Here is a 7,833-nt window from a genome sequence, read left to right as displayed (position 1 = left end):
CAGATCCAGCCGCCGTCCCAGGGCGGCCTGGACCCGCCGCCAGTCGGCGATGACCGGGCCCACCAGCGTCGTGTGCGGGGCGGAGAACAGGGTCGTGGCGTACCGGTGCAGCCGGTCGTCGAGTTCGGTGAGCGTCACCGGATCGGGATCGGCGAACGTGATCTCCCGGGAGAGTACCGCCGCGGCCCGTCCAGCGGCAGCCAGACCGAGCCGCTCCGAGGCCCGGGTGGGCGACAGTTCCATGCCGTTCATGACCATCCCCTCACGTTCCGGCCGGTGCCTCGTGGCGCACCGGTCACAGCCCGGCGACGGATGTTCGACCGGGCGGGGACCATGCTTCGTTGCGTCGTCCCGTGGCTGGGGCCGCCGCCGGTCGGCACGGCCGGCTGTACGCCGATGATGCTGGTGAACCTGCACGGTTCACCCCAGCGCGTAGCTGATCCGGCAAACACTGTGACCAGTCGCAAGCTACCGCGCAAGAGGGGGGTGGTGTACAGCGGTTTGACAGATTGATCAGAGTCTGCTCCTGGTCCGCCCCGGACAGTTCGTACGTTTCCGATGATCGAGCTCGGGGTCCGCCCCCGCTGTGCCCGCCCCCGCCGGTGAGGTGGCCGCGGCGCAGGTCAGGCAGGCCAGGCAGGTCGGGGGGCGCGGTGTTCCCGGTCGTCGAGCCATCGGTCCAGATCCTGTCCCCTCGACACCCCGCCGCCGCCGCCAACCCGCGATCCGTCAGATAACTCACAGGCGGATAACCCACCTGCCAGGGGCAAGCCCTGACTCCCTGTGGCCGGGCCACCCTGCCGGTAGGGAGAACTGTGGTAGGGAGAGGCAGTGGATTTCCGCGGACAGACCGCACTGATCACCGGTGCGTCGACGGGCATCGGCGCCGTCTTCGCCCGCGAGTTCGCCGACCGGGGCGCCGACCTCGTGCTCGTCGCGCGCGGCGAGGACCGGTTGCGCGCGAACGCCGCCGAGATCACTCGGCGTCACGGCGTGCGCACCGAGGTGATCGCCGTCGATCTGGCGGAGCCGGCCGCGGTCGACGCCGTCGCCGAACGGGTCGCCGTCGCCGGGGGCGGGGTCGACGTGCTGGTGAACAACGCCGGGTTCGCCACGCACGGCGACGTGGCCGGGGCCGAGGCGGCGCGGCTGGTCGGGCAGGTGCGGCTCAACTGTGTCGCTGTCGTCGAGCTGACCGCGCGCTTCCTGCCCGCGATGGTGCACCGCGGGCGCGGCAGCATCGTGAACGTGGCCAGCATCGCCGCGTTCCAGCCGGTGGCGCACATGGCCGTGTACGCGGCGACGAAGGCGTTCGTGCTGTCCTTCTCCGAGGCGCTGTGGGCCGAGGCCCGCCCGGCGGGGGTCAGGGTGCTCGCGCTGTGCCCCGGCTCCACCGACACGCCGTTCTTCGACGTCGTCGGTACCGAGGACGTCGCCGTCGGGCGCAAACGTTCCCCCGAGCAGGCGGTGGCCAGTGCGATGCGTGCCCTCGAACGCGGCCGTCCCTCGGTCGTCGACGGACGGCGCAACGCGCTGCTGGCCCGGGGTGGGCGGCTGCTGCCGCGGCGGGCGCTGATCCGGATCGCCGAACGCGCCGTCCGCCCGGCCCCGGACGGCTCTCGCGGGTAGGACCTCTCCGGTAGGCCGGGGGGTTTCGGGATCATCCTCACCCGGCCAGCCAGCGCCACCACGGGCCGAAGATCAGGTTGGTGAGCAGCGTATAGCCGCCCGCCGCGGGGTGCGCGCCGTCACCGGCGCGAGCTCACGCGCCCAGGACGGCCGGCGGCGCAGGGCGGGGAACACGTCGACGTAGGGGACGTCGTAGGCGGCGCAGACCTCGGCGTAGCGGACGGTGAGGTCCGCGACGCGCTCGTCGCGGCCGGGATCACCGGACGGGGGCGGTCCGACCATCAGCAGCGGCATGAGGGGGCGGGCCTCGGCGAGCAGGGCCGTCAGGGCGGCGACCGAGTCCCGCGGCGGGACCCGGGTGGCCGTCCCGGTCCCCGCCGCCGGGTCCGTGGTGTCGGCCTCGGCGGTCATGTCGTTCACGCCGAAGGAGATCACGAGCCGGGGGTGTTCCGCCTCGGCCAGCCGGGGCAGGCACTCCGCCCGCCATCGGGCGTGGGTCTCGGTGGAGGTGGCACGTCGGAGCCCGAGGTTGTAGGCGGTCAGCGCCACGCCGGCGTCCTCTGTGCGGGCGGCCAGACGCCCGACCCAGCCCAGGTGGGCGGGGTCGCCCACGCCCGCGACGAAGGAGTCCCCGAGGAAGCAGACCCGCAGGTCGCCGCCGCGCAGCCGGGCCGCTGCCGGCGGGTGCGCGGCCGGCGTTGGCAGGCGTGGGAAGGCCGTTGCCGCCGCGTCGAGGTCGGCGGCGGTCAACGGCCGGGTGAAGGTGACGCGGTGCAGCCCCGGCCCGTCGTAGTCGGAGTGGACCGGGACGCCGTCGATCATGGTGTCGCCGGGTTCGACCCGGAAACCCAGGCCGATGTGGAAGGCCAGCGACGTCGCGTTGCCCGGGCTGGTGACCGCGTCGACGCGGCGGGCCCCACGGGTGGCGGCGAGCCGGAAGAACCGTCGGTAGAGACCGCCGGCGATACCACCGCGGCGGCGCGCCGGGGCGACGCCGACGAAGTGGATGTAGGCGACCTCGGGTGCCGAGGCCGACAGGAAACCGACGAGGAAGGCGACAAGGCGGCCGTCGCCGGCACGTTCCACCAGGTAGCTGCTGTCGGTGAAGTGCTGGAAGAACAGCCGCGGCAGCAGCAGCGCGCGCTGTATCGACCCGGCGGCCCCCTGGAAGCCACCCCACCAGTCGTCCATGACGGCGAGCACGCGCCCCTGGTCGTCCGCGGTGGGATGGCGCATCGTCAGGCCGTCGGGAGGATCAAAGATCACGCCGCCACCCTGGCAGAGCCCCGGCCGCCGGCCAAGGCGTTTTTTCCCGCCCGACCGGGATCCCGGTTGTCCGCGCCGCCCCTCCGATCCCGCCCCGGATCGGACGGGCGGTCAGACGGACGGACGGGTGGTCCAGGTGGGGGTCGCCGTAGTACTCGCCGAAAATCGGGCGGGGCTAGGGGCGAGGAGGGGGGCGAACAGGAGGAGGGATGCCGCGGTGAGGCCGACGATTGCCAGGCGGGGTCCGGTGGGGCCGGCGGCGAGGTGGACGGCGAGGGTGACCATGGCCACGCCGAGGGCGGTGCCCAGGCCGCGGGTCATGTTGACCAGTCCCCCGCCGGTACCCGCCGCGTGGGCCGGGATCGCACTCATGATCGCGGTGTTGTTGGTGGGGGTGTAGAGGCCGAGGCCGAGGCCGAGCACGGCCATCGGGGGGATCAGCCAGGGTGCGGACAGTGGCACGGCGAGTGCGGCGGCGAGTGCCATCGTGCAGGTGACGGCGCCGAGCGCGTAGCGGCGGCGGTCGCTCCACCGGTCGGGTAGGACCGCCCCGGCGCCGCTGGCGGCGAGCGCGAAGCCTCCGGGCAGGGCGGTGAGGACCAGCCCGGCGTGCAGGGGGGAGGTGCCGCGGTCGGTGAGGACGACGGGGACCAGGACGAGCGGGCCGAACAGGACGAGGTAGCCGCACAGCGCGCCGACGAGTCCCCCCGCGAGGGCAGGGATGCGAAGGAGGCGCAGGTCGATCAGGGGTGCCGGCGCGCGGCGTTCCCGTCGGACGAGGCCGTAGCCGGCGAGCGGGGCGAGGATAGCGAGGATGGCGGTGGCCGCGGAGGGCAGGTTCAGGCCGGAGACAGCCGAGACGGCCAGCAGCAGGGTGGTGGTGGCGGTGGCGAGGAGGGCCAGACCCGGCCAGTCGAAGGGGGCAGGGTCGGTGCGCTGGCGGGTGCGGGGTAGCAGGTAGTAGCCGGCGATGAGGGCGATTGTCCCGACGGGGACGTTGATGGCGAACACCCAGCGCCAGCCGAGAGTGGTGACCAGGGCTCCGCCGAGGGTGGGGCCGAGAGCGAGGCCGAGGGCCTGGGCGGCGGCCTGGACGCCCAGGGCGGCGCGCATCCTCGGGCGGGGTGCGCTGGTGGCGACAAGGGCGACGCTGCTGGCCTGCAGCATCGCGGCGCCGACGGCCTGCGCGACGCGGGAACCGATCAAAGCGGCGAGGCTGGGAGCCAGGCCACAGGCGGCAGAGGCGGCGGTGAAGACGAGGAGTCCGTAGAGGTAGAACTGTTTGCGGCCGTAGGCGTCGGCGAGCCGGCCGACGGGCACCAGCAGGGCGACCAGGGTGAGCAGGTAGGCCAGGGAGACCCAGGTGACTGCAGCGAGCGGGGCGTGGAACTGTGCGCACAGCGGCCCGTAGGCCAGGGTGACGATGCTGGCGTCGAGTTGGCCCATGAACGCGCCGAAGCACACGGTGGCGACCGCCAGCCACCAGCCGCCCGGCAGGTCGCGGACCGCGCGAGGGCGGGCCCGCTCGTGGGCCAGCAGCGACATCAGGGTGTTGCGGGACGCGGAGGTACGCACGCCCGGGTCCATGGCTACCTGCTCCTCCAGCGGAAGCCGCTCACGGCAGGACGCGGCTCTCCAGCTATGTCTGTGACAGATAAACTCTGTCACAGACATAGTAGGCCGGTGCGGGGGCGGATGCCAGGCCGGCCGCTGGACGTGGGCACGCGGCGTGGGCACGCGGGCCGGATAACCGGCCGCGGGCTAGCGGGCGGGCAGAGCCTGGTCGGGCAGGAGGCTGGCAAGCAGGCCGCGCACGCGGGTGCCGATGTCGTCGCGGATGGCCCGTACCCGCTGCGGGGCAGAGACGGCGGGGCCGTCGATGGGCCAGTCCTCATAGCGATTGCCGGGAACGTAGGGGCAGGTGTCGCCACAGCCCATGGTGATCACGACGTCGGCGGCAGCGAGGATGTCGTCGGTGAGCGGCTTGGGGAACTCCTCGTCCAGACTCAGCCCGATCTCTTTCATCGCGACGATGACCTCGGGGTGGATGCCTTCGGCAGGGTCCGAGCCGCCGGTGCGGATGTGCAGCTGGGTGCCGGCGTAGTGGCGGGTGAACGCGGCGGCCATCTGGGAGCGGCCGGCGTTGTGCACGCAGACGAACAGCACCTCCGGGACCTTCTTGGCGATCAGCCCGCGGGTGGTAGCCAATGCTTCAAGGCGTTCCCGGGTGATCTTTTGGAGTCGAAATGAAATAACTTGCGCGTTTCGAACCCTCCACAGGCCTGTGAACTGCGATGATGCTCTCGATCGCGTATTTGTTACTTCATTACGTCCCCTTTCTGCCAGCACCGGCAGGTACAGGGTGACCCGGGCGGTAGCAGCGAAACGGTTGAATGAGTCGGTAAAGACCTCTTCCACGTCGCCTTGGGTGAAGCAGGTTTCGTACTCGTAGGCCAGCCGGCGGATCGCTGCTTTCACCTGGTTGCGCGCGGCCAGATTGAGCCCGGATAGCCGGTCGGCTGGGTGGGTGGAGTCGGTCATGGGACTTATCTCCTTGCCGGAAGAGGGCCGTGCGGGTCAGGCGGGACGGTGCTGATCGACGGTCGCTGCGGCCGGCGCCGGGCCCGCGACGGCTCCCGCGAGCCGTTCAATGCGGGTTGCGAGGTCGGCGAAGGTGTACTCGAAGGCGTCGTCGGTGTCGGTCGGGACCGGGTCGGGCACCGACCAGTGCAGCCGGCGTTCCGTGGGGCGTCGCAGGTGTTCGTGGGCGTTGTCGCAGACGGTCACCACGAGGTCGTCGGGTTGCAGGACGTCGTCGAGGTGCGCTGTGCGCGGGGCGGTGAGGGCCAGGCCGTGGCGATGGGCGACGTCGATCGTGCGGGGGTGGACGGCCGGGGCCGGGTCGGTGCCGGCTGAGGCCGCGGGGACGCTGCTTCGGGCCGTCCATTGCGTGGCGGCCAGCTGCGAGCGTGCGGTGTTGTGGGTGCAGACGAAGACCACGCGCGGCGCCGGGAGGACCGCGGGCGGAAGGAGGGTGGCCAGGGCCTCGGGTACGAGGTGCAGGTAGCTGCGGCGACGGTCGGCCTGCGAGCGGGTCCGCCGGATCAGCCCGGTGCCCTCCAGCGTGGCGAGGTGGTGGGCGAGCAGGTTCGACGGGATTCCGAGCGCGGTGCCCAGCTCGCTCGGGGACGCTTCGCCGAGGGCCAGGGCGTCGACGACGGCCAGTCGCGCGGGCTCGGCGAGCGCCGCATGCAACGCGGCCCTTCGCTCAACTGTCATTGACTCAACGTCCATTGAGGTGATTGTCGGTGTGGGGGTGGCTGCGGTCAAGATGGGCCCGCACGCCACACCCCGGCCACGCCGCCGCAGAGACAACTCGGGTCAGCGGCGGGCTGCGCTCCTGCCGGGCACGGACCCGCCAGCATGAGCACCGTTCCCGAATCGAGCGCGGCCCGCGCCTTGCGGCCGGTGCACCGTCCCAGCACGAGCGACGGTCACGTACCGGATATCCCCGATGGACGAGATCGGACGGACTGGTCGGGCTCACCGGCCGCAGCCGCGCCATTCACGCTCGCGGCGGGATGAGCGACGACGACCTCCGCCGCCGCGGCCCGGCCCAGCTGCGGGTAGAACAGGCGGATCAGCCCGGTCCCGACCAGGCCGCCGACGAGCTGCGCGGCGATGAACCCCGGAGCGGACGCCGGAGCAATACCGGCGAAGCTGTCGGAGAACATCCGGCCAGTCGTGATCGCCGGGTTGGCGAAGGACGTGGACGAGGTGAACCAGTAGGCGGCGCCGATGTAGGCGCCGACCGCGGCCGGAGCCTTGTCCGCCCGGCCCGAGCGGGCCAGGGCGAAGATGACCAGCAGCAGGCCGGCCGTGGCGACGACCTCGGACAGCAGATGCGGCCAGGTGGCCCGGTGGTGGGTGGAGATCGACACCGCCGACCGGTCGAACATCAAGTTCGCCAGGACGGCGCCGGCGATGCAGCCGGCGACCTGGGCGGGCAGGTAGGCGGCCACGTCCCGCCACGACAGTCCGCCGAAGACGGCGTCGACCGCGGACACGACCGGGTTGAAGTGCGCCCCGGACACCGGCCCGACCATCAAGATGATCGCGAACAGGCCGGCGGCGGTGGCCACCGCGTTCTCCGCTAGTTCCAGGCCGGTCTGGTTCGGGCTGAGCTGCTGGGCGGCGATGCCGGAGCCGATGACGAGGGCGGCCAGCAGCATGCTGCCGACCGCCTCCGCCGCCAACCGCCGGGCGAGATGTGGCTGTGGCTGTTCTCCCGTCATCGCGCGGTCAGGAAGTAGAAGTCCACCGCGGCGTCCACGTCCGAGACGTTCAACGCCAACTGCACCCTCGCCATCCCAACCCTCCAGACATCGACCGACATCTATAGCAACTGCTGGCGCCGAGGATGCGCCCAGGCATAGGCCGCTGTCAATAGCTGAGGCATGCTGGAGGCCATGACCACCGCAACCCGCCTCGCCGCATCGTCGGCCGCCCTACCGCCCCCGGCCGTGACCACGCGCGCCCCGGACGCGGCGGCCGGGCCTGGAGCGTGGGTGTGTTGCAGCCCGTTGACCCGTCAACCGCTGTCCGCCGAGGCCGCCGCCCGCCTCGCCGGTGTGCTCAAGGCGATCGCGGACCCAACCCGGCTGCGGCTGGTGTCGCTGATCTACGCCCACGAGGGCGGGGAGGCGTGCGTGTGCGAGCTGACCGAGCCGCTCGGGCTGACCCAGCCCACGATCAGCCACCACCTGAAAGTCCTCGTCGACGTCGGCCTGCTCACCCGCGACAAGCGCGGGGTCTGGGCCTACTACAAGGCCGCACCCGACGCCCTCGCCGCACTCAGCACGATGATCAGCCCCTGCTGCTGACGGCGCCCCGGCGCCTACGATCCATGGCCCGGTACGCCGGGACCGAGCCCCGCTC

The 7,833-nt window shown here is 72.2% G+C and carries 7 protein-coding genes and 1 pseudogene; 2 read left to right on the top strand and 6 right to left on the bottom strand.

What is annotated here, in order from left to right:
• Window positions 1-252, bottom strand: a pseudogene (locus AC08OU_RS20260) (hypothetical protein); the annotation flags it as partial.
• Window positions 253-831: 579 nt separating this feature from the next.
• On the opposite strand from AC08OU_RS20260, the gene AC08OU_RS20255 reads away from it, so the two are divergent.
• Complete coding sequence (locus AC08OU_RS20255) at window positions 832-1,629, top strand: SDR family NAD(P)-dependent oxidoreductase (protein ID WP_476605562.1); 798 nt, start codon at window positions 832-834, stop codon at window positions 1,627-1,629.
• Window positions 1,630-1,701: 72 nt separating this feature from the next.
• Here AC08OU_RS20255 and AC08OU_RS20250 read toward each other — a convergent pair whose 3' ends face one another.
• The 5 genes from AC08OU_RS20250 to AC08OU_RS20230 all read right to left on the bottom strand — a co-directional run bounded on the left by AC08OU_RS20250 (window position 1,702) and on the right by AC08OU_RS20230 (window position 7,190).
• Window positions 1,702-2,895 (bottom strand): GNAT family N-acetyltransferase, encoded by a 1,194-nt coding sequence (locus AC08OU_RS20250; protein WP_476605561.1) that lies wholly within the window; start codon window positions 2,893-2,895, stop codon window positions 1,702-1,704.
• 111 nt (window positions 2,896-3,006) lie between these two features.
• Complete coding sequence (locus AC08OU_RS20245; protein WP_476605560.1) at window positions 3,007-4,482, bottom strand: MFS transporter; 1,476 nt, start codon at window positions 4,480-4,482, stop codon at window positions 3,007-3,009.
• Between the two features lie 174 nt (window positions 4,483-4,656).
• Complete coding sequence (locus AC08OU_RS20240; protein WP_476605559.1) at window positions 4,657-5,436, bottom strand: arsenate reductase/protein-tyrosine-phosphatase family protein; 780 nt, start codon at window positions 5,434-5,436, stop codon at window positions 4,657-4,659.
• 36 nt (window positions 5,437-5,472) lie between these two features.
• Window positions 5,473-6,174, bottom strand: coding sequence for an arsenate reductase/protein-tyrosine-phosphatase family protein (locus tag AC08OU_RS20235; protein ID WP_476602416.1), 702 nt, complete (start codon window positions 6,172-6,174; stop codon window positions 5,473-5,475).
• Between the two features lie 215 nt (window positions 6,175-6,389).
• Window positions 6,390-7,190 carry an MIP/aquaporin family protein gene (locus tag AC08OU_RS20230; protein ID WP_476602417.1) on the bottom strand — a complete coding sequence of 267 codons (801 nt, stop codon included), beginning with the start codon at window positions 7,188-7,190 and terminating at the stop codon, window positions 6,390-6,392.
• A gap of 174 nt (window positions 7,191-7,364) precedes the next feature.
• On the opposite strand from AC08OU_RS20230, the gene AC08OU_RS20225 reads away from it, so the two are divergent.
• Entirely contained in the window at window positions 7,365-7,778 is a 414-nt protein-coding gene (locus AC08OU_RS20225; RefSeq protein WP_476602418.1) for a metalloregulator ArsR/SmtB family transcription factor, read from the top strand.
• Window positions 7,779-7,833: the final 55 nt, after the last annotated feature.

The organism is Frankia sp. CcMO1 (genome assembly GCF_977945845.1).
Note: the sequence above shows the minus strand (reverse complement) of the source record. Positions and strands in the feature narration are given on the sequence as shown.

What these genes read in the sequence shown, in the direction of transcription:
- AC08OU_RS20225 (WP_476602418.1), top strand. Translation starts at nt 7,365, where the DNA reads ATGACCACCGCAACCCGCCTCGCCGCATCGTCGGCCGCCCTACCGCCC.
- AC08OU_RS20245 (WP_476605560.1), bottom strand. Translation starts at nt 4,482, where the DNA reads ATGGACCCGGGCGTGCGTACCTCCGCGTCCCGCAACACCCTGATGTCG.
- AC08OU_RS20230 (WP_476602417.1), bottom strand. Translation starts at nt 7,190, where the DNA reads ATGACGGGAGAACAGCCACAGCCACATCTCGCCCGGCGGTTGGCGGCG.
- AC08OU_RS20235 (WP_476602416.1), bottom strand. Translation starts at nt 6,174, where the DNA reads ATGACAGTTGAGCGAAGGGCCGCGTTGCATGCGGCGCTCGCCGAGCCC.
- AC08OU_RS20240 (WP_476605559.1), bottom strand. Translation starts at nt 5,436, where the DNA reads ATGACCGACTCCACCCACCCAGCCGACCGGCTATCCGGGCTCAATCTG.